Source organism: Brenneria rubrifaciens, assembly GCF_005484945.1.
Taxonomy (GTDB): domain Bacteria; phylum Pseudomonadota; class Gammaproteobacteria; order Enterobacterales; family Enterobacteriaceae; genus Brenneria; species Brenneria rubrifaciens.
In genome coordinates, this window is record NZ_CP034035.1 from 1955459 (window position 1) to 1977096 (window position 21638).

Annotated in this window: 18 protein-coding genes and 1 riboswitch; of the genes, 8 read left to right on the forward strand and 10 right to left on the reverse strand. The window is 49.5% G+C overall.

What is annotated here, in order from left to right:
* Positions 1-4 precede the first annotated feature (4 nt).
* Positions 5-925 (reverse strand): oligopeptide ABC transporter permease OppB, encoded by a 921-nt coding sequence (gene oppB, locus EH207_RS09085; protein WP_137713709.1) that lies wholly within the window; start codon positions 923-925, stop codon positions 5-7.
* Between the two features lie 53 nt (positions 926-978).
* Entirely contained in the window at positions 979-2619 is a 1641-nt protein-coding gene (gene oppA, locus EH207_RS09090) for an oligopeptide ABC transporter substrate-binding protein OppA (protein WP_175413663.1), read from the reverse strand.
* Positions 2620-3608: 989 nt separating this feature from the next.
* Between oppA and adhE the strand changes: the two genes are divergently transcribed.
* Positions 3609-6296, forward strand: a complete 2688-nt coding sequence (gene adhE, locus EH207_RS09095; RefSeq protein ID WP_137713711.1) for a bifunctional acetaldehyde-CoA/alcohol dehydrogenase — start codon at positions 3609-3611, stop codon at positions 6294-6296.
* A 279-nt stretch (positions 6297-6575) separates the two neighbouring features.
* Here adhE and EH207_RS09100 read toward each other — a convergent pair whose 3' ends face one another.
* Positions 6576-7172, reverse strand: a complete 597-nt coding sequence (locus EH207_RS09100; RefSeq protein ID WP_137713712.1) for a thymidine kinase — start codon at positions 7170-7172, stop codon at positions 6576-6578.
* A 392-nt stretch (positions 7173-7564) separates the two neighbouring features.
* On the opposite strand from EH207_RS09100, the gene hns reads away from it, so the two are divergent.
* Complete coding sequence (hns, locus tag EH207_RS09105; protein WP_009112886.1) at positions 7565-7972, forward strand: histone-like nucleoid-structuring protein H-NS; 408 nt, start codon at positions 7565-7567, stop codon at positions 7970-7972.
* A gap of 139 nt (positions 7973-8111) precedes the next feature.
* Here hns and galU read toward each other — a convergent pair whose 3' ends face one another.
* From galU to rssA, 3 genes are all read right to left on the reverse strand, one after another.
* Positions 8112-9023: a UTP--glucose-1-phosphate uridylyltransferase GalU gene (gene galU / locus EH207_RS09110; RefSeq protein WP_137713713.1), complete on the reverse strand. Its 912-nt coding sequence runs from the start codon at positions 9021-9023 to the stop codon at positions 8112-8114.
* 205 nt (positions 9024-9228) lie between these two features.
* Positions 9229-10245: a two-component system response regulator RssB gene (gene rssB / locus EH207_RS09115; protein ID WP_137713714.1), complete on the reverse strand. Its 1017-nt coding sequence runs from the start codon at positions 10243-10245 to the stop codon at positions 9229-9231.
* A gap of 84 nt (positions 10246-10329) precedes the next feature.
* Positions 10330-11238, reverse strand: coding sequence for a patatin-like phospholipase RssA (rssA, locus tag EH207_RS09120; RefSeq protein ID WP_137713715.1), 909 nt, complete (start codon positions 11236-11238; stop codon positions 10330-10332).
* A 133-nt stretch (positions 11239-11371) separates the two neighbouring features.
* Between rssA and EH207_RS09125 the strand changes: the two genes are divergently transcribed.
* Both EH207_RS09125 and purU read left to right on the forward strand, forming a co-directional pair.
* Positions 11372-11839 carry a YchJ family protein gene (locus tag EH207_RS09125; RefSeq protein WP_137713716.1) on the forward strand — a complete coding sequence of 156 codons (468 nt, stop codon included), beginning with the start codon at positions 11372-11374 and terminating at the stop codon, positions 11837-11839.
* Positions 11840-11923: 84 nt separating this feature from the next.
* Positions 11924-12772, forward strand: a complete 849-nt coding sequence (gene purU, locus EH207_RS09130) for a formyltetrahydrofolate deformylase (protein WP_137713717.1) — start codon at positions 11924-11926, stop codon at positions 12770-12772.
* A gap of 234 nt (positions 12773-13006) precedes the next feature.
* On the opposite strand, the gene EH207_RS09135 is transcribed toward purU, so the two are convergent.
* The gene (locus EH207_RS09135) at positions 13007-13627 is read right to left on the reverse strand and encodes a trimeric intracellular cation channel family protein (protein WP_137713718.1); all 621 of its coding nucleotides are present in this window, start codon (positions 13625-13627) and stop codon (positions 13007-13009) included.
* 21 nt (positions 13628-13648) lie between these two features.
* Positions 13649-13746, reverse strand: a riboswitch (glycine riboswitch).
* 234 nt (positions 13747-13980) lie between these two features.
* Between EH207_RS09135 and xthA the strand changes: the two genes are divergently transcribed.
* The gene (xthA, locus tag EH207_RS09140; protein ID WP_137713719.1) at positions 13981-14787 is read left to right on the forward strand and encodes an exodeoxyribonuclease III; all 807 of its coding nucleotides are present in this window, start codon (positions 13981-13983) and stop codon (positions 14785-14787) included.
* 52 nt (positions 14788-14839) lie between these two features.
* Here xthA and EH207_RS09145 read toward each other — a convergent pair whose 3' ends face one another.
* From EH207_RS09145 to EH207_RS09155, 3 genes are all read right to left on the reverse strand, one after another.
* Complete coding sequence (locus EH207_RS09145; protein ID WP_137713720.1) at positions 14840-15130, reverse strand: DUF1496 domain-containing protein; 291 nt, start codon at positions 15128-15130, stop codon at positions 14840-14842.
* Positions 15127-17049, reverse strand: coding sequence for a DNA topoisomerase III (locus tag EH207_RS09150; protein WP_137713721.1), 1923 nt, complete (start codon positions 17047-17049; stop codon positions 15127-15129). The genes EH207_RS09145 and EH207_RS09150 overlap by 4 nt, the downstream gene beginning before the upstream one ends.
* A 96-nt stretch (positions 17050-17145) precedes the next feature.
* On the reverse strand, positions 17146-17697 hold the full coding sequence (locus EH207_RS09155; protein WP_137713722.1) for an NAD(P)H nitroreductase: 552 nt from the start codon (positions 17695-17697) through the stop codon (positions 17146-17148).
* Positions 17698-17981: 284 nt separating this feature from the next.
* Here EH207_RS09155 and sppA point away from each other — a divergent pair, with 284 nt between their 5' ends.
* The 3 genes from sppA to pncA all read left to right on the forward strand — a co-directional run bounded on the left by sppA (position 17982) and on the right by pncA (position 21619).
* Positions 17982-19832, forward strand: coding sequence for a signal peptide peptidase SppA (gene sppA / locus EH207_RS09160; protein ID WP_137713723.1), 1851 nt, complete (start codon positions 17982-17984; stop codon positions 19830-19832).
* A gap of 90 nt (positions 19833-19922) precedes the next feature.
* A complete protein-coding gene (gene ansA, locus EH207_RS09165) occupies positions 19923-20942 on the forward strand; it encodes an asparaginase (RefSeq protein ID WP_137713724.1) in 1020 nt (339 codons plus the stop codon).
* 26 nt (positions 20943-20968) lie between these two features.
* On the forward strand, positions 20969-21619 hold the full coding sequence (pncA, locus tag EH207_RS09170) for a bifunctional nicotinamidase/pyrazinamidase (protein WP_137713725.1): 651 nt from the start codon (positions 20969-20971) through the stop codon (positions 21617-21619).
* The last annotated feature ends 19 nt before the right edge of the window (positions 21620-21638 follow it).

Genomic DNA, 21638 nt, shown 5'->3' on the forward strand with positions numbered 1-21638 from the left:
CGATTCAGTAACGGATTTTGGGATCGATAACCGCGTATAGCACGTCAATTATCGCATTGAATAAAATGGTTAATCCGCCGACCAGAATGGTCAGGCTGAGCACCAGTGAATAATCGCGATTCAGTGCGCCATTCACAAACAACTGACCGATTCCCGGTAAGCCAAAAATGGTTTCAATGACCATTGAGCCTGTGATGATACCGACGAAAGCCGGCCCCATGTAAGAAAGCACCGGCAGCAAAGCCGGTTTTAACGCATGGCGTAGAATAATCCGGCGCATAGGCAAGCCTTTGGCACGCGCGGTACGAATAAAATTGGCGTGAAGAACTTCAATCATCGAGCCTCGGGTAATACGCGCAATACTCGCTATATAGGAGAGCGACAGCGCGACCATCGGCAAAATCATGTACCTGGCCTGGCCACCATTCCAGCCGCCTCCCGGCAGCCAGCGCAGCGTAATCGCAAAGATCAGTACCAGTAAGGGGGCAACGACAAAGCTGGGGATAACCACCCCCGTCATGGCAAACCCCATGACGGTATAGTCCCACTTACTGTTTTGTTTCAATGCCGCCGCCACGCCCGCCGTCACGCCCGATATTACGGCCAGCAAGAAGGCTGCCGCGCCTAATTTGGCTGAGACAGGAAATGACGCCGCCACCAAATCATTCACAGAATAATCTTTGTATTTGAAAGAAGGACCAAAATCCCCCTGAACCAACTGCAATAAATAATTGCCGTATTGCTTCAGAATCGGATCGTTCAGATGATATTTGGCCTCAATATTCGCCATCACTTCCGGTGGAAGATTACGCTCGCCGGTAAAAGGACTGCCTGGCGCCAGGCGCATCATAAAAAACGAGAGCGTAATCAGAATAAACAGGGTCGGAATCGCTTCCAGACAGCGGCGAAATATAAATTTTAACATTGCTCATACCTATTAAACCGGCAGCACAAATAACGTTCTGCCGGTTATTTTTATTAATGCTTGATAATATAAAGATCTTTAACGTAAACGTTATCCAGCGGATCTCTACCGGTTAACCCGCCGACATAGGGTTTCACCAGCCGAATATTGGCATAGTAATAAACCGGAACGATGACCGCGTCTTTATCCAACAGCGTCTCTGCCCGCTGATAAATCGCTGCACGTTCTTCATTCGTTTTCACCTGCAAGGACTTGGCGAATAGCGCGTCAAAATCGCTGTTCTTAAAATGCGACGTGTTGTTGCTACTGTTTGACAGCATAGTGTTCAGGAAGGAAGACGGTTCATTATAGTCGGCGCACCATCCCCCGCGAGCAAGATCATATGAGCCTTGATGGCGAGAATCGAGGAAGGTTTTCCACTCCTGATTCTCCAGCTTGATATTTACACCAATGTTCTGTTTCCAGATTGACGCCGCCGCAATCGCCATCTTCTTATGCAAATCAGAGGTGTTATATAACAGATTGAGGGTCAACGGCTTATCTGTGGTATACCCTGCTTCAGCCAGCAGTTTTTTCGCCTGCTGATTACGTTTTTCCTGCGGCCAGCTAAACCACTCCGGTCGTACCGAGGTTATCCCGTCAATATAGGGAGGAACAAAGCCATAAGCGGGAATATCGCCCTGATTTTTGACCTTATTGGTTAAAATATCCTGGCTCAACCCCAAACGCAGCGCGGTTCTGACCCGAACATCATCAAATGGCGCTTTCTGATTATTGATTTCGTAGTAATAAGTACACAAATAAGGATTGACCTTCACTTCCTGCGGGATCTCTCTTTTCAGCTTCTGGAACAGCTCAATCGGCAGGGAATTGTTGGTCATATCGATTTCACCGCTGCGGTAGCGGTTAACATCGGTCACTTCGGACGCAATCGGCAGATAGGTGACCTGATTAATCACAGTATCGGTGTTATCCCAATATTGTGGGTTACGCTCCAGCACTAATTTTTCATTCACGATCCATTCTTTCAGCTTATAGGCGCCATTGCCGACCCAGTTTTGCGACTGCGTCCATTTTTCACCATACTTTTCGACCACCGCTTTATTCACGGGTGACAAAGCTGGATGAATCGGCAATTTATAGAAATAAGGCACCGCTTCGGAAAGCGTGACTTCCAGCGTATGATCATCCAGGGCTTTTACCCCTAGCGTATCCGGCGTTTTCTTGCCGGAGATGATGTCATCGATATTAGCCAAATGACCATATTGCAGATAGCTGGCATAAGGCGATGCGGTTTTGGGATCGGCCAGACGCTGCCAACTGTAAACGAAATCCTGCGCCGTGACGGGATCACCGTTTGACCAGCGCGCCTCTTTGCGCAAATGAAACGTCCACACTTTGAAATCTTTGTTATCCCAACTTTCCGCCACGCCGGGGATCACTTTGCCGTTCGCATCCGAAATCACCAACCCCTCAAGCAGATCGCGTGACACATTCGACTCGGGTACGCCTTCGATTTTATGCGGATCTAACGAAGCCACCTCCGCGCCATTGTTTCGCACCAGTTCCTGCTTTTCCGCCAGTTGCACACCGGCAGGGACAGTAGCCGCCCAAGTCTGCCCCGTTGCCGTTACGCATAGCAGCGTTACTATACTACTGACGGCGAGCCTTTTTCTTGTAGTCATGAGTGTCATTCTCCTCTCCTGTATTTCATCGTGGCCAACCTATTCTCTTTATGTGTCTCAACCGCAAATGTTATTTAGCGGTTCTGTACCGATTACACTGCCAACATAAGGTGTTGTCGATCCTCAATACCGCTGGTGTGTTTCGACACAGAGGTTTCATCAGGCACTTTTCTCTATCCTGTCAGCACCCATAAAATTAACTTATAAATAATCAAGAATTGGTCATGCTGGCTCGAAGCTATCAAAAGAGAACATCTACGCCAATATCTTTAAATTCATGTTGCTGAATTTTCTTTATGATGGTCAAAACGATGTTTAAATAACATCGGAAAGAAAAATCATTAACCACTTGATAAATAATATCATTTAAAAAAACACAAATTTTTAAAAAAATAAATAATTAAGTTATTGATACAAAAAAGATCTGCTCGATATCTGACCTTGCGATTGAAAATCATAAAAACGCGTATTTCCTTTTGTTACAAAGGTAACAAAATACATCCCGTATATAGGGTGATAAAAGGATCGCGATCACGTTTAACAAATAAATAACAGAGCAAATAATAAGCTTATGATATAAGAATTTTTTATGTGAAAAAGTGCGAGTAGGGAATACGGTCGGAAGAGGTTGTTGATAATCAATATCGACAATTAGCCATGCTGAAAGGTGTCAGCATGCGAAAATCTAGATCGAGATCACAAAAATGACACCTACAAATCGGTATGCTTTTTTCATGTTCAACCATACAAGCGAATCTTCTACACTTAGAGCAATTTTAGGAATAATGTTTTAAAGATGTGCCATATCAACGGTTACAGTATTTTAAAAACCGAATAGTTAACCTTAGGAAAGGTCAACAAAGCTCTTTGAGTCAATCCATGCGGCATCAATAGGTAAGGCAGTGTGGTGTGAGGTTGGAAAAGCGCGTTATCAGCGCGTTTACCTATACTGTAGCAACCGATTGACTGAAAGAGTTTAACATTACCAGGAGAGCATTATGGCCGTAACCAATGTTTCTGAACTTAACGCACTAGTGAAGAGAGTAAAAAAAGCGCAGCAGGAGTTTGCCAACTATACACAAGAGCAAGTCGATAAAATTTTCCGCGCAGCCGCACTCGCCGCTGCCGATGCGCGAATCCCGCTGGCGAAAATGGCTGTTGCCGAATCAGGCATGGGAATTGTGGAAGACAAGGTAATTAAAAACCATTTTGCTTCCGAATACATCTATAACGCCTATCAGGACGAAAAAACCTGTGGCGTGCTCTCTACCGATGACAACTATGGCACCATCACCATCGCGGAACCGATTGGTCTGATTTGCGGAATCGTACCGACAACCAATCCAACTTCTACAGCTATTTTCAAGGCGCTGATCAGCCTAAAAACCCGCAACGGGATCATCTTCTCCCCGCATCCACGGGCCAAAAACGCCACCAACAAAGCGGCGGATATCGTTCTGCAAGCCGCCATCGCCGCCGGTGCGCCCAAAGATATTATCGGCTGGATTGACCAGCCGTCGGTTGAACTGTCCAACCAGCTAATGCATCACCCGGATATCAACCTGATTCTGGCAACCGGTGGTCCTGGTATGGTGAAAGCCGCCTATAGCTCGGGTAAACCGGCAATCGGCGTTGGCGCGGGTAACACCCCGGTAGTGATCGATGAGACGGCCGACATCAAACGTGCCGTTGCCTCAATTCTGATGTCGAAAACGTTCGATAACGGCGTCATTTGCGCATCTGAGCAATCCGTTATTGTGGTTGATCGCGTCTATGACGCCGTTCGGGAACGTTTCGCTTCTCACGGCGGATACATGCTGAGAGGCAAAGAACTTCAGGCTGTTCAAGCGATTCTATTGAAAAACGGCGCGCTCAATGCAGATATTGTGGGCCAGCCAGCGCCGAAAATTGCAGAAATGGCCGGGATCACCGTGCCGGCCAACACGAAAGTGCTAATTGGCGAAGTGACTGCCGTCGATGAATCCGAACCGTTTGCCCACGAAAAACTGTCGCCTACGCTTGCCATGTATCGCGCTGTCGATTTTAACGATGCGGTTACCAAAGCGGAAAAACTGGTCGCCATGGGCGGGATCGGGCATACCTCATGCCTGTATACCGACCAGGACAACCAGCAGGAACGCATCAATATTTTCGGCAACATGATGAAAACCGCCCGTATTTTGATCAATACCCCTGCCTCTCATGGTGGTATCGGCGACCTGTATAATTTCAAACTCGCCCCGTCCCTGACGCTGGGTTGCGGTTCCTGGGGAGGTAACTCCATCTCGGAAAACGTCGGTCCGAAACACTTGATTAACAAGAAAACGGTAGCGAAGCGAGCAGAAAATATGTTATGGCATAAACTTCCCAAATCCATTTATTTCCGTCGCGGCTCCCTGCCCGTCGCGCTTGAAGAAGTCGCCTCCGACGGAGCCAAACGCGCGTTCATTGTGACCGACCGCTTCCTGTTCAATAACGGCTATGTCGATCAAGTGGTCAACGTGTTGAAACAGCACGGTGTGGAAACTGAGGTTTTCTTTGAGGTCGAAGCCGATCCGACACTAAGCATCGTGCGCAAAGGCGCAGAGCAAATGAACTCTTTTAAACCGGATATTATCATTGCGCTCGGTGGCGGTTCTCCGATGGATGCGGCGAAAATCATGTGGGTTATGTATGAGCACCCCGCCACCCACTTTGAAGAACTGGCGCTGCGCTTTATGGATATCCGTAAACGCATCTATAAGTTCCCGAAAATGGGCGTGAAGGCCAAGATGATCGCCATCACCACCACTTCCGGTACGGGTTCCGAAGTTACCCCGTTTGCGGTTGTGACCGATGATTCCACCGGACAGAAATATCCTTTGGCTGACTACGCATTGACGCCGGATATGGCCATCGTTGATGCCAATCTGGTGATGAATATGCCGAAATCTCTGTGCGCGTTTGGTGGTTTGGATGCCGTTACCCACTCACTGGAAGCCTATGTGTCCGTGCTGGCGAATGAGTATTCTGATGGTCAGGCATTGCAGGCGCTGAAGTTGCTGAAAGAAAACTTGCCGGCCAGCTATCGCGATGGCGCAAAAAATCCAGTGGCCCGCGAGCGAGTTCACAACGCTGCGACCATCGCCGGCATCGCCTTTGCCAACGCCTTCCTGGGTGTTTGTCACTCGATAGCGCATAAGTTGGGCTCGGAGTTCCACATTCCGCACGGTTTGGCGAATGCGATGTTGATCTGCAATGTTATCCGCTATAACGCGAATGATAACCCGACCAAGCAAACGACGTTCAGTCAATATGACCGTCCTCAGGCTCGTCGCCGTTATGCCGAAATCGCTGATCACCTGAATCTCACCGCCCCAACTGATCGTACCGCGCAGAAAATTGAAAAACTGCTGAACTGGCTGGAAGGAATGAAGACAGAGTTAGGCATCCCCACGTCCATCCGTGAAGCGGGAGTGCAGGAAGCGGATTTCCTGGCGAAAGTGGATAAACTGTCTGAAGATGCTTTCGACGATCAGTGCACTGGCGCAAATCCGCGTTATCCGCTGATTTCAGAACTGAAACAAATTCTGATGGACACGTACTATGGCCGTAAATTCTCTGAAGATCTGGCAAAAGAAGCGGTCCAACCAGCGGTGCCTGCGGAAAAAATCGTGAAACAACAACCAAAGAAAGTCACCAGTTGATTCAAGCTGCATCAAACAGCCTCTTTTGAGGCTGTTTCAGCCGATTATCTCAATGCCTTGCCTATATGCAGGGCATTTTTATGCTGTCAACCGCAGTAGTCAGGCTTACAGCGCAGTATTGATGCCCTACATACCTTTTTGCCTTCAATCCCCTGAGCAGCCCGATAGACGCGTTAGAAGCCAAAACTGCGCGCACTCGACATCCCGTGGCAACCCAACTATTCAGCAAGCAATAAAACGCATTGATACGACCCTCGCGCCCAATCAGATTTTCACCTTTTATTCGCTTACGATTCCGTTCAATCCCAATGCGATTTTATAATGTTTTCTGCATACGGAAACATAGCTTTCATTGCCGCCAATCACTACCTGTTCACCTTCATGCAGCGGGTTACCCTGCGAATCCAAACGCAATACACGGTTCGCTTTACGTCCGCAGTGACAAACCGTTTTAAGCTCAATCAATTTATCGGCCCAGGCTAATAAATAGTGGCTTCCCGAGAACAGTTCGCCACGAAAATCCGTACGCAAGCCGTAACACAATACTGGGATATCTAATTGATCCACTACGTCGGAAAGCTCGTCCACTTGTTCACGGGTCAAAAACTGACACTCGTCAATTAATACACAGTGAATAGGTTGAGCCCGATGTTCTTTCGCAAGCAGGCTAAATAAAGACGTCTGCGGATTAAACAATAACGCAGGAGAAGAGAGGCCAATACGGGAGCTCACTACCCCAACGCCATGCCGGTTATCTATTTCCGCGGTAAACACCAGCGTCCGCATACCACGTTCCTGATAGTTATATGAAGATTGCAATAGCGCAGTAGATTTCCCCGCATTCATTGCTGAATAATAAAAATAAAGCTGAGCCATACTCAGGCGCTCCAAAAGGCAGGCTATATCGTATCTTATACGGTTAAACTTTATTGTAACAACCCGCATTTAGATTGTGCAACGCACTATTACATTCACTTTTACCCTGCCGCAGCTATTGATAGATAAAGATATAAAGACGCCTTATAACAGCAATACAGGGTTCAATAAGCGTTCCGAACACATTAGTTGCTGAAAAAATGGCGGGGGAAATCTATTTCTCATCGCAGTAAACGTATTTTATATTCAGGTCACTTTGGGTGTGATATCTGTTTTAAAATTGGCAATTTTTAACAAACTTACAAAGTTGACTATTGCAGAAAAGAAAATAGCACTCTATTATCTCTCTACACGCCACACGTTACCTAAAATATAAATTTGAGATTATCACAATGAGCGAAGCACTAAAGATTTTAAACAATATCCGTACTCTGCGTGCCCAAGCTAGAGAATGCAGCTTGGATACTTTGGAAGAAATGCTGGAGAAACTGGAAGTCGTCGTTAATGAACGTCGTGAAGAAGAAAGCCAGGTTCAGGCAGAAGTTGAAGAACGTGCACGTAAATTGCAGCAATATCGCGACATGTTGATTGCCGACGGCATTGATCCCAACGAGTTATTGCAATCTCTCGGTTCTGTAAAAGTCGCAGGTAAAAGTAAACGCGCGGCTCGCCCGGCAAAATATCAATATACCGATGAAAACGGCGAAGTTAAAACCTGGACCGGTCAGGGCCGTACTCCTGCGGTAATCAAAAAAGCTATCGAAGAACAAGGTAAATCGTTAGACGATTTCCTGCTCTAATCCAGTTCTAAAATAAAAAACATTAATACCCCTGATTTTTATCAGGGGTAATTTTTTGCCAAAAACGAGAGAGATATAGGTGGGAACTGTTGCTCTTCATCTTTTGTAATAAGGCAGAGAACAACAATTTTATTAGAATTTATTTTTCTTCAGCCTCAATCGTTTCTTTCAACCACTGCGCAAATTCGCTGCCCAGACCACCATGGCGCATACCGTATTCAACGAACGCCTGCATATAGCCCAGTTTGTTGCCGCAGTCATGACTCAACCCTTTCAGGTGATACGCCTCCACTGTCTCTTTTTCCATTAGCATGGCGATGGCATCGGTTAACTGAATTTCATTGCCTGCGCCTGGCGGCGTTTTTTCCAGCAAAGACCAAATATCCGCTGAAAGAACATAACGACCAACAACGGCTAAATTAGACGGTGCTTCTGATGCTTTCGGTTTTTCAACTACGCCCACCATCGGCGTGCTGTCACCCGCTTTTAATTCTACACCTTTGCAATCTACAACACCGTAGCTACTGACGTTTTCAACAGGTTCAACCATAATCTGGCTGTGACCCGTTTGTGAAAAACGCTGCAACATTTCGCTCAGATTATCTTTCTTCAGATCGGACTCGTATTCATCAATAATCACATCAGGCAAAATAACCGCAACAGGTTCATCACCCACTAATGGATGCGCGCACAATACCGCGTGTCCCAATCCTTTCGCCAGACCTTGACGAACCTGCATAATAGTGACGTGTTTAGGACAAATAGATTGAACCTCTTCGAGCAGCTGGCGTTTAACACGTTTTTCCAACATTGCTTCCAGTTCAAAGCTGGTATCAAAATGGTTTTCAATCGAATTTTTAGAAGAATGGGTAACCAGAATGATTTCGTTGATTCCGGCGTCAATACACTCATTAACCACATATTGAATTAGCGGTTTATCCACTAATGGCAGCATTTCCTTGGGAATAGCTTTGGTCGCCGGCAACATGCGCGTTCCTAATCCTGCTACCGGGATTACCGCTTTTTTTACTTTCTTATTAACAATCGACATAAACAACCTCTTATATATCGTTCAAATAATGAACTTTATTTGTCCGGTCTAAAAAACTGGATGAGTATAACCAGTTTAACGCGGTGGTGCTTGCCCAACGCTATCGTTCAATAAAAAATAAGATCACTGCTTACATACTAGAAAATAAAATATAATAACGGAAGGCGAACATTGTCTGGAGAGAGTAATCTGCGTACCTATCGGATTATTCTGTAGACAGCATGAGCCGTAAACGTCCCCCCCCACCCCATATCTGGCATTGCCAGGCATCACAGTTGTGATTTAACTGATTGAGGTAAGTCACATCAAGCGTTCCTAATGGCACGCCGCTATTCAGGGCAATCTGATTGCTATCGACATTTAAGGTGGCATTTAAACCGGCGGATATGAGAATCAACCGTTTCAGTTCACGGTGATAATACCCAACGAGTAATGGGAAACGTCCTTCCAGACTCGCCTGCCGTAACAATTGATTTACTTGTTTTAATAACGTCGGTAAATAGGGCAATCGGTGCTGTTGATTGGTCAAGTGCTCCTGAAGCAGTCCATTGAACAATGTCCGAAGTAATAACGCGGCTAATGTTCCATTATTATTTACAGCCTGTGTGACATCCAGACAGTAAAAAGCCAGTTCTTCTTCCGAGAGTGCAGCAATATCCAAAACCAGTCCCGGTTGCTCAGCAACCGTCAATTGACGGTAGTTGATACGACAATGCGCGAGGATCTGCTGAACCGGAGGTTGTAATTGCGCCAACAGCTTTGCGACCGCGTCGGGAGATCGATTCAGTGAGTCGAGATCCTGCATTAGCTGTTCAAGCTCATTTGCCGGGGACGTAAACATATCTGGATACAGGCAAGACATCACCGCTTCACGTAAACGGGCATAATCACGAATCGGTTTAAGCAACACATCCTGAACCCCAAGACGCAGCACTTTTGCGACATCCGCCATCTGGCTGGTTGCCGAAATCACCAATATCGGGGGAGGATTATCCAACATACGCAGATGTTCCAGAAATTCGATGCCGCCCATCATCGGCATTTCCAGATCGCAGATCATCAAATCAGGCCGGTGATGTTCCAAAAGACTTAATGCCTCCAGCCCGTGGACAGCCTCTGACACCGAGGCCCCAAGCGCAGTCAGATAACCGGAAAGCACGGAGCGGAAAACGGCTTCATCCTCAATAAGTAAAATATGTTTGCCCGCTAATGGTTGTTCCATCCGTTACCCCTTGCTTCAGACTCTTCATTGCTCAAATTTACTTATCGCCAACGCTCAAACGTTTGACGCCGTATATACAGGTTTTTAGTGAAATTGATTAGCCAGAGGTAACAATTCATCGCGTTTCTTCTCTACCGCCTGACGCCCTGCATCTATCGCTTCCTGCGCCCGATGAAAATCCAGAGTGGCAATCTGCGGGCAATAGGGTTGCAAAAGCACATCCGGCGGATCACCCGCCATTCGGGTCATCTTCAGTCTGTTTTCCAGAATCTGAATCGATGTGCTCATGATTTCCATTGCCGTTGGCGAAATCTCTTTACGCTGGCGTCGCCCTCGTAACAACCGCTCACGGATTTTACTACGCCAGTCACTCGGCTCAACGCCAGCGACAATCTCTTCGGTCATTGGTTTAATCGATAGAAGGTTTTGCTGATTAAGACTGGCGTCCTGCTGCAAATCGACAGCAATGACAACATCGGCGCCCATCGCACGAGCCAAAGAAACCGGAATGGGGTTCACGACCGCGCCATCAACCAGCCAGTAACCATTGAACCAAACGGGAGACAATAAACCAGGCACACTGCAAGACGCCCGGATTGACTGGTGCAAATCCCCTTCTGTTAACCAGAGTTCATGTCCTGTGCTCAGGTTTGTCGCCACCGCACCGAACTTAATAGCACACTGTTCAATCTGCTGCGTACGTAACAAGTGCTTTACATTGTTAAAAACTCGATCGCCACGTAATAGGCCGCCGCGTTGCCAGGAGAGATCCATCAATCGAATCACATCCCAGTAGCCGAACCCCGATACCCAGCGTTCCATCACCTCCAAATTACGCGTGGCATACGCGGCCCCTACCAGCGCCCCGACAGAGCAGCCCGCGACAATATCGACCTTGATGCCCACTTCGGTGAGGGCCTTGATGACACCGATATGAGCCCATCCCCTGGCCGCTCCAGAACCGAGTGCCAGACCAACTTTTACCTGCCGCATGGTTGAACTCCGTGTCTATTCATTCTAGCCCACATTGCTACTTCCAAAGCTAATTGATTAACATATCGGCATCCTGAACCAGGATCTCACTATTATTTATTAAGTTTTAATTAAATATTTTTCAGGAATGACTGTGTCAGAAAATTGCCCTTGTTGTAGCGGGTTGCAGTATAGCGCATGCTGCCAACCGTATCTTGACCACAATTTTACCGCCGTTGACCCGCGGACATTGATGCGCTCGCGTTACACCGCCTATGTCAAACACGATGTGGACTATCTGATCGCCACCTGGCATCCCGACCTTCAACCGGAGAAATGGCGCGCATCCATCGCGGAAAGTTGCCGGGACACCTGCTGGCTTGGACTTAATATTCTGTCCACCACACCCGGCAAGACACAAGATGAAGGCTATGTCGAATTTGCCGCTCGCTATGCTTCGGCGACAAACTCGCGGGAATCCAGGGTAATGCGGGAACGCTCCCGCTTCCTTCGATATCACGATCGCTGGTATTATATAGACGGTATTCATCTGCAAACGGGCAGAAATGAACATTGCCCTTGCGGTTCCGGCAGAAAATACAAAAAATGCTGCGGACAATGAGGCCACACTCATTAATCGCAGTGAATTTCGGCACTGCATTTATATACGATCGCTATTTTAGTTTTGGACAGGATCCACACTCTCATGCAATCTCAGAATATACAAAGAAAAGTGTTACGAACTATTTGCCCTGACGCCAAAGGGCTTATCGCGAAAATTACTAATATTTGCTATAAGCACGAACTGAACATTGTGCAGAACAACGAGTTTGTTGATCATCGCACCGGGCGATTCTTCATGCGCACGGAACTGGAAGGTATTTTTAATGATACGACCCTGCTGGCCGACCTTGATGGCGCGCTTCCAGAAGGCTCCTCCCGTGAGCTAACCAGCGTGGGTCGCCGCCGCATTGTTATTTTGGTCACCAAGGAAGCCCACTGTCTGGGCGATTTACTGATGAAAAGCGCTTACGGCGGACTGGATGTCGAGATTGCCGCCGTTATTGGCAACCATGAAACGCTGCGTACGCTGGTCGAACGTTTTGACATTCCTTTCCGCTTGGTCAGCCATGAAGGTTTTACTCGTGAAGAGCATGATCAACTGATGATCGAGCAGATTGATATGTATCAACCGGATTATGTTGTTCTGGCAAAATACATGCGCATACTGACTCCCGCTTTCGTTCAGCACTATCCTAATCAGGTGATCAATATTCACCATTCGTTCCTGCCGGCGTTTATCGGTGCGCGTCCTTACCAACAGGCCTATGAGCGGGGTGTAAAAATCATCGGCGCAACAGCTCATTATATCAATGACAATCTGGATGAAGGTCCAATCATCATGCAGGATGTGATCAACGTAGATCACACCTATACCGCTGACGACATGATGCGTGCCGGGCGTGATGTGGAGAAGAATGTGCTAAGCCGAGCGCTTTATCGCGTGCTGGCGCAGCGTGTTTTCGTTTACGGAAATCGCACCATCATTCTTTGATTTACCAAACGAACATCGCTTTTGTACCAGGAAGAACCGAGTGAAATAAAAATTTTCGGAAGAAACTTTTAACGTCGCAAGCGACGAGCCCGCAAGGTGAAAGGGCTGACGCCAGGTAAAAAAACCGGCAAACACGCCAGGTTTTAATGAACATGGCTATACAGAGGCGCATCATTTGAGATGATGCGCCCCGCCAGGAACGAAATTCTCCGACAGCACTTTATTCAGACTCAGTTAACTTTTCCAGCTACCCGGCATGTAAGAGAAAACCGGAAGTTGCCACGACCAGCGGATTGCCGCCAGACGCACGGATAAACCCAGGGTGAAGGACACCAACAGGTTGATATCGTGGTCTATATTCAGGGCTTTCAGGCCGAGGTATAACAAGGCCACCAGTAATGATACGCTGGCATAGAGCTCTTTTCTCAAGACCATCGGCGTGCGGTTACAAAAAATATCACGCAGAATACCGCCAAAAATGCCGGTCACAATCCCCGCCATGACCACCACCGTCGTGGCGTAATTTAATCCCAGCGCGACATTGCAGCCAATCACCGTAAAAGCGATCAACCCCATCGAATCCAGTACTAAAAACAGACGATGCAAATGATGCATCACACGCGCGATGATGATAGTGAACAGGCCTGCGCCAATGGTGAGATAAATATAACCGACGTGTTGAGTCCAGCCGATGGGATAATTACCGAGAAGAATGTCACGAACCGTACCGCCGCCAAGCGCTGTGATAAACGCAATCATGCCGACACCGAATATGTCCATATTCCGTCGCCCGGCAGCCAACGCGCCAGACATGCCTTCAGCCGTGATCGCGATCAGGTAGATATAAGTAAGCACACGAGCTTTCCTGTGAAATGTGCCCCTCCCTCTGTCCGTTTTACCTGAGAGTTTACGCGGCGTTCGCCGCTTGCCCCTTCGGTGGGTTGTCGCAACAACCTCTCTCCAGTTGGCGTGAATGAAATTCGCAGTATGCTGACCTGAGCGATTATGGGAGTTTGCGCCTTCGGCGGAGCATCATTTTCCGCTGCCCTCTCTCCTGCGAGCAGCGGAGTATACGGTCTCCATGCGTCCGGTTCAAGCAGTCATAGCCGCGAATCATATTGCCAGATGACACGGAGGTCGAGCTGTCGTGACCTCCGGCCGTAATTTCTGCTACCATCGGGAAACATTTTCTTTGAACGGCAGCTAGCATGAAAGTTGTTTCTTTTAATATCAATGGCCTGCGGGCTCGTCCTCATCAGTTGGCCGCGGTTATCGAGCAGCATCAGCCGGATGTTATCGGCTTACAGGAAACGAAAGTCCATGACGATCTATTTCCGCTGGAAGACGTTAAACAACACGGCTATCACGTTTTCTATCACGGACAGAAAGGACACTACGGCGTGGCTCTGTTATGTAAATCCGAACCCATTGCCGTCCGGCGCGGTTTTCCTACTGACGACGCCGACGCGCAGCGCCGTATCATTATGGCGGACTTTGCAACCCAACACGGCACGCTGACCGTAGTAAACGGCTATTTCCCACAGGGAGAAAGCCGCGATCATCCGGTCAAATTCCCCGCCAAGACCCGTTTCTATCAGGATTTACAGCACTATATCGAACAGCATCATGTCGCCAATCAACCGCTGCTCGTGATGGGCGATCTCAATATCAGCCCAACCGATTTGGATATTGGCATTGGCGAAGATAACCGCAAACGCTGGTTGCGTACGGGAAAATGCTCTTTTCTGCCCGAAGAGCGTGAGTGGCTGGCTCGCTTGCAATCCTGGGGGCTGATCGATACTTTCCGTGCCGCCCATCCCGAATGTAACGACCGTTTCTCGTGGTTTGACTACCGATCCGCAGGTTTTGATACCAACCGGGGGTTACGCATTGATTTGATACTGGCAAGCCGGATACTGGCCGAACGCTGTACCCAAACCGGTATCGATTATGCTATTCGGGCGATGGAAAAACCCTCTGATCACGCGCCGATATGGGCGGAATTCACTTTGTAACAATTGTGCAGTTGCGGTATCTCTCCCGCAACTGCTCTGATGCTCACGACAGTCACTGTTTGATTAATTGCCAAATCAAATCGTTAGTGCCCACCGTCTGTTTGTCGCGTACGCATTGCAAAAGCGCGCCTTCTACTTTCAGTATCGCGCCTTCCGAATAGTTACGGTTTTCGTAAACGCAGCAGCGCATGCAGTTAGTGTTCCGTTCACGCGCGGCAGATCCTGCTCCCCACGCGTCGGCAGGGACCGGCACCACAATATCCGTTCCTCCGCGATTGGCCTGCACCATTGACGGCAGTGTCAAAACAGCACTGAAAATACACACAGAAACTCGCAATCTCATTGATCCCGCTCCTTCCGGTTAGACTGAGGCTTTCGCCGTTTTTTACCACCGGCTGGCGGTGCAGCAAGCCCCTTGAACGCGCTGACCGCCCCGTTTTGCCTGGCCTGATGAATCATCTCCTGCAAGGACTGCGTCAGCGGCTGCATGAAATCCTGATAACGACACTTCTTTTCACTGATTTGCGTCAACGTCGCTTCCCAGTGGGCGGTCATATCCGGCAGCGCGGCGCTATCCGGCAGAGAATGGATTAGCGCCCTCCCGGTCTCACTGGCATGAATATAGCGTCCTTTTTTGAACAGGAATGTGCGTTTAAACAGCAGTTCGATGATCCCGGCGCGCGTCGCCTCCGTGCCCAGACCATCGGTAGCGCGCAGGATCTTTTTCAACGCTTTATCCTGCACAAATCTTGCTATCCCGGTCATGGCGGAGAGCAGCGTCGCATCCGTGAAAGGTCTTGGCGGCTGCGTCTGCCGCTCGATGACTTCGCCACGCTCGCACAACAATTCGTCGCCTTTTGCCACCACGGGCAACGGTGAACCCTCATTCTCTTCGTCGCGTTCTTTTCCGCCCAGCAAAGTCCGCCAGCCGGCTTCCGCCAGAAAACGCGCTTTCGCGACAAACTTACCGCCAGCAATGTCCAACTCAATGACGCATTTGCGAAAAACCGCATCTGGACAAAACTGCATGATGTATTGCCGCGCAATCAGACCGTAAACGTTGCGTTCGTTATCCGACAGCGTCGTTCCGGCGCTCCGGGCCGTCGGGATAATCGCATGGTGCGCATCCACTTTACTGTCATCCCAGCAGCGGTTACGACGATCGATATCCATTACGGGCTGCGGCAACAAACCGGGCTGATGCACCGAAACGGCATTCAATACCGCGTGACGTCCGGCGAAATGCTCTTCCGGCAAGTATCGGCTATCCGAACGCGGATAGGTAATCAGCTTGTGCGTTTCATACAGCTTCTGACAGATATCCAGCACCTGCTGCGCACTCAGCCCAAAGCGTTTGGCCGCCTCAATTTGCAGCGTTGACAATGAATAGGGTAACGGCGCCGTCTCTGCTTCACGTTTGTCATTATAGCCCGTTACAAACGCAGGCTGACCGTCGATACGCTTAACAACATGTTCCGCCAGCGCCCGGTTGAGCAACCGCCCTTCTGCATCCTGATAAGGTTCGCAGGATTCACTGGGCTGCCAGATCGCCACAAATCGTTCGTCGGCAGGGGTAACAATATGCGCTTTAACCTCGAAATAATCCTTGGGGACAAAATTCTCGATTTCTTCATCGCGTCGCACCACCAACCCAAGCACCGGCGTCTGAACCCGACCGACCGACAGCACCCCCTCATAGCCGGCGTGACGCCCAAGCAGTGTGTACGCGCGAGTCATGTTGATGCCATAAAGCCAGTCGGCTCGAGATCGTGCCAGCGCCGACACGCAGAGCGGAATAAATTCCCGGTTTTCCCGCAAGCGCGAAACGGCACGCTCTACAGCCTGCGGGTTTAAGTCGTTGATCAGGCAACGGCGCACCTGATGGCGTTTTTGCTCAGGCAGCGCAAGGTATTCCAGCACTTCATCAACCAACAGTTGTCCTTCGCGATCGGGGTCGCCCGCATGAATGATTTCGTCGGCGTCGGCCAGTAATTTTTTGATGACGTTGAGCTGCTTGCTGACCGATGGACGAGGTTGCAGCAGCCATTTTTGAGGAATGATGGGTAAATCGGCTAATGACCAGCGCGCATAGCGCGCATCATAGACATCCGGCTGTGCCTGTTCGAGGAGATGACCGACACACCAGGTGACGACATCGCTCTGCCCGCAGGCGATAAAACCGTCCCCGCGCCGATGCGGTTTAGGCAGTACATCCGCAATCGCCCGCGCCAGGCTGGGCTTTTCGGCAATAAAAAGTCGCATTACGCACCATTGCGCTGAAAGAGCGTTGTCGGGCGCTGTTCGGCAATACCATGTAACAACATCCCCGGCAAACACGACATCTTCAATTGGCGCTTATCAGAAAGAATGAACAAACTTTTCCATGTCGAGCGGCGTAACCTTAGTTGACGCTTTTAGCAACGGTGTTCCCAGATAGAGGAATCCAACGATTTCATCCTGTTCGCGGCACTGAAAAGCTTTACGGACGCGTGGACTATGTGTCCAGGCACCGCTTCGCCAGATACCGTTAAAGCCCTGGGCCAGGGCCGCCATTTGCATCGACTGAACAGCACAGCCAGCAGAAACGATCTGTTCCCAGCGCGGGACTTTAGGATGTTCTTCGCAGTGCGCCACCACGGTGATAATTTGCGGTGCGCGAAAAGGCGCCTGCCGCGCTTTATCGATACCCGCATCATCCATACCCTGGTCTTTCGCGGCGTCGGTCAGCACGTCGCTAAACCGCGCCAGCCCTTCCCCTTCGATGACGAAGAACCGCCAGGGTTGCATCGTGCCATGATCCGGCGCTCGCATCCCCGCCTGAATAATATTGCTCAAGGCTTCCCCCGCAGGCGCGGGCATTGTCAGGCGAGACGCTGAACGGCGGTTGAGTAACAGTTCGAGAGCATCCATCGCACATCTCCTGTATGGAAATCTTATTTCTCAAATAAGGCCAATATTGCGCGCCACGGTAGCACAAGTCGAAGTTTTGTTACAAGACAGCCCCAATTCCGTGCATCCGGGCAATATTTGATGCTGACTTTTTGCAGTTCGCTCTTTAGGATATAAGGAAGCTATCTCAAGCAGCACGTTACCCGGCGTATATTAACGACAGCTTTGCTACCCTGTGTCAAAATGCACCGTAACATGGCCCTTTAGGATAGATTTTAAGCTGTTTTCCCGAACACGGAGATACTATGCGCACATTGTGGCGAATTTTTAGCGGGCTTTTTAAGTGGACCTGGCGTCTGCTTAATTTTATCAGAGAATTTATTCTCAACATTTTTCTTATCGCACTAATTTTGGTCGGCTTCGGGATTTATTCACAATTCAACAGTTCTCCCGCAGAAACCACGCGCGGCGCGTTGCTGGTTGATTTAACCGGTGTGGTTGTCGATAAGCCTTCGGTAAATAACCTATTACGTCAAGTGGGCCGTGAGTTTTTCGGCGCATCCAGCAATCGTCGCCAGGAAAACTCCTTGTTTGATATTGTTGATAGCATTCGTCAGGCGAAGAAAGACGATAGCGTTACCGGCATGGTACTGGATCTGAGCGATTTTTCCGGCGCCGATCAGCCCTCATTACAGTATATTGGTAAGGCATTGCGTGAATTTCGCGACAGCGGAAAACCGATCTATGCCGTTGGCGATAGTTATGACCAGTCACAATATTACCTGGCCAGCTTTGCGAATACGATTTTTCTGACACCCCAGGGAAGTGTCGATCTCCACGGTCTGGCAACCAACAACCTCTACTATAAATCCCTGCTGGATAAGTTAAAGGTCACAACCCATATTTTCCGGGTCGGCACCTATAAATCCGCTGTCGAACCCTACCTGCGCGATGATATGTCTGCCGCTGCAAAGGATGCGGACGGTCGATGGGTCAATGCGTTGTGGCAGCAGTACCTGAATACGGTTTCCGCCAATCGTCAGATCACACCCGAGCAACTGTTTCCCGGTGCGGCAGGTGTGATTGCCGGATTGCAGGAGGTTCAGGGTGATACGGCAAATTATGCCTTGCAGAATAAACTGGTTGATGAAGTGTCCTCCCGCTCAGTTATCGAGCAGACGCTGGTCAAAGCGTTTGGCTGGAATAACAAAACAAACAACTTCAATTTTACTAGCATTTACGACTACGCCACCAAGCCACCTGTGCAGAGCAATAATCAGATCGCCGTTATTTTCGCCAATGGCGAGATTATTGACGGGTTAGAAATGCCGGGAATGGTCGGCGGCGATACCACCGCGTCCTTGATCCGTGACGCTCGTCTGGACCCCAAGGTGAAGGCCGTTGTGCTGCGCGTAAACAGTCCCGGCGGCAGCGTCACCGCCTCTGAACTAATCCGATCCGAATTGATGGCTGTCCGTCTGGCCGGCAAACCGGTTGTCGTTTCCATGGGCGGCATGGCGGCATCGGGGGGCTACTGGATTTCAACGCCAGCTAACGCGATTATTTCCAGTCCGAGTACGCTGACAGGCTCCATCGGCATTTTTGGCGTCATTAATACCTTTGAAAACTCACTGGACAACATTGGCGTGCATACTGACGGTGTTGCCACCTCGCCGCTGGCCGACCTGTCGGTAACCAAATCGCTGCCCCCGGAATTCGGCCAGATGATGCAAATCAGCATTGAGCGTGGTTACAAAAACTTCATCGATATCGTGGCCCAGGCCCGTAAGAAAACGCCGGACCAAATCAATGCGATTGCTCAGGGGCACGTCTGGGTCGGCAGCGATGCCAAAGAAAATGGTCTGGTCGATCAACTCGGCGACTTTGATGATGCAGTGAAGAAAGCCGCGGAACTGGCGAAACTCGGCCGGTATCAGTTGAACTGGTATATGGAACAGCCCAGCGTGTTTGATGCGGTGTTGAATCAGGTCAACACCTCTGTTTATGCCTGGTTGCCCGCCGCGATCCAATCAATGCTGCCCGCTCCCGTGGCGCAATTGGCCGAAGCCGTACGCTCGCAGCCGTCGATCATGAATAATCTCAACGATCCGCAGAACAGATATGCCCTGTGTCTGAACTGTGGGGAAATCCGCTAACCAAGCACCAGCCCGGTATTACCCCATGCCGGGCTGTTTTTCCTCTTCGTTGCCTCTATACTCTTTTTTTTACCTTTATTCACGCCACCTATGCAGAAAAAATCTATTTATGTCGCCTATACGGGCGGCACGATTGGGATGCGACGCTCCGCCAACGGCTATATCCCCGTATCAGGGCATCTCCAGCAGCAATTGGCGCAGATGCCGGAATTTCACCGTACTGAAATGCCTGGGTTTACCATCCATGAATATTCCCCGTTGATTGACTCATCCGACATGACGCCAGCGGACTGGCAAGCCATCGCCGATGACATTCAACAGCATTACGATAAGTATGATGGCTTTGTCATCCTGCACGGCACCGATACCATGGCTTTTACCGCATCAGCGCTCTCGTTCATGCTGGAAAATCTGGCCAAGCCGGTTATTGTGACAGGGTCACAGATCCCTTTGGCCGAACTGCGTTCCGATGGGCAAACCAATCTACTCAATGCGCTCTATGTCGCCGCCAATCATCCGGTGGATGAGGTCGCCCTCTTCTTCAACAACAAGTTATTACGCGGCAACCGGACTACCAAAGCGCACGCGGATGGTTTTGATGCATTCGCTTCTCCCAACTATCCACCGCTGTTGGAGGTCGGGATTCATATCCGCCGTCTGGCTCCCGCAGCATGCTGTGAAAACTCTCCACCGCTGAAAGTGCATCATATTACGCCGCAACCTATCGGGGTAATTACCATTTATCCTGGTATTTCAGCCGATGTGGTGAGTAATTTCCTCCGCCAACCGGTTAAAGCGCTTATCCTGCGATCTTACGGCGTAGGCAATGCGCCGCAGAGTCCTGATTTGCTGAATGAGCTACGCCTGGCGTCAGAACGCGGTATTGTCGTGGTAAACCTGACACAGTGCATTGCCGGCCGGGTGAATATGGACGGTTATGCTACCGGCAATGCGCTGGCGCAATCAGGCGTTATCAGTGGTTATGATATGACGGTGGAAGCCGCGCTGACCAAACTGCACTATCTGCTCAGTAAGCCAGATCTTAGCGCCGATGAAATTCGGCAACGAATGCAGCAAAATCTTCGGGGAGAGTTGAGCAATAAAGATTGAATATTAATGAATCCAGGGGGCAAGCCATGAAAAGAGCGTTGTTATTGATTGATTTACAAAATGACTTTTGTCCCGGTGGTGCGTTGGCGGTCAACGGGGGCGATCAGGTCATCGAGATCGCCAATCGAGCCATCAGCGTCTGCCTTGCCGCCAATGTTCCGGTGATCGCCAGCCAAGATTGGCACCCTGCCGATCACGGCAGTTTTGCCGTCAACGCTCACGCAAACGTCGGAGAGTTAGGAGAACTGGACGGCTTAGCGCAAATTTGGTGGCCAGTGCACTGCGTACAAGGGGAAACTGGCGCGCAATTCCATCCTACGCTAAATCGACAGGATATCGAATGGGTGGTGCAAAAAGGCACTCAGGCCAATATTGATAGCTACAGTGCGTTCTTTGATAACGGACACCGGACCAAAACCGAACTCGATGGCTGGCTGAAAGCGAGAAAAATCACCCACCTGATCGTGATGGGGCTGGCAACGGATTACTGTGTGAAATTCAGCGTGTTGGATGCGCTGGCGCTAGGATATGTCACTGACGTACTGGTCGAAGGGTGCTGCGGGGTAAATTTGAGTCCTGACGACAGTCAGAATGCGTTAAAGGAGATGGAACAGCGTGGGGCCAACCTGCTCGATTTAGATCACGTTATCGCCAGTCTGATGTCGTCCCATACCTGATAGCGTCGTAGTCGCGCAG